Genomic DNA, 399 nt, shown 5'->3' on the forward strand with positions numbered 1-399 from the left:
GGACCAGGCCAAGCGCACGAAAGCGTATCAGGCTGCGCAGCAGATCATTCACGATCAGGCGCTGTGGATTCCGCTCGGTTATCCGACGGCGGCAGCTATCACGCGGACGAACGTGAGCGGTTATCACGTGAGCCCGTTTGGGCGGCAGAACTTCGGGGCGGTGTCGGTGCAGTAATACCGCACGAACATACCGCACGAACCCGAAGCAGCAGAAGCCCGGTCGCCCAATGCAATGCAATGCAGTGCAAACGCGCGACCGGGCTTTTTTTTATGCGTAGGCCACCGACATCGAGCAAGGGCTCACGCCGAAAACCGCATCACGCCATCCGCATCGTGCGTGCGTTTTAACGCGCCCGCCAGCCACAGCAGATGCAAATGCGCGAGCGCCTCGCCCATCGC

The 399-nt window shown here is 61.4% G+C and carries 1 pseudogene; it reads left to right on the top strand.

Annotation, left to right across the window (positions count from 1 at the left end):
* Positions 1-175, top strand: a pseudogene (locus SB822_RS55200) (ABC transporter substrate-binding protein); the annotation flags it as partial.
* Positions 176-399 lie beyond the last annotated feature (224 nt).

This window comes from Paraburkholderia sp. SIMBA_054, assembly GCF_046534875.1.
Lineage (GTDB): Bacteria > Pseudomonadota > Gammaproteobacteria > Burkholderiales > Burkholderiaceae > Paraburkholderia > Paraburkholderia hospita.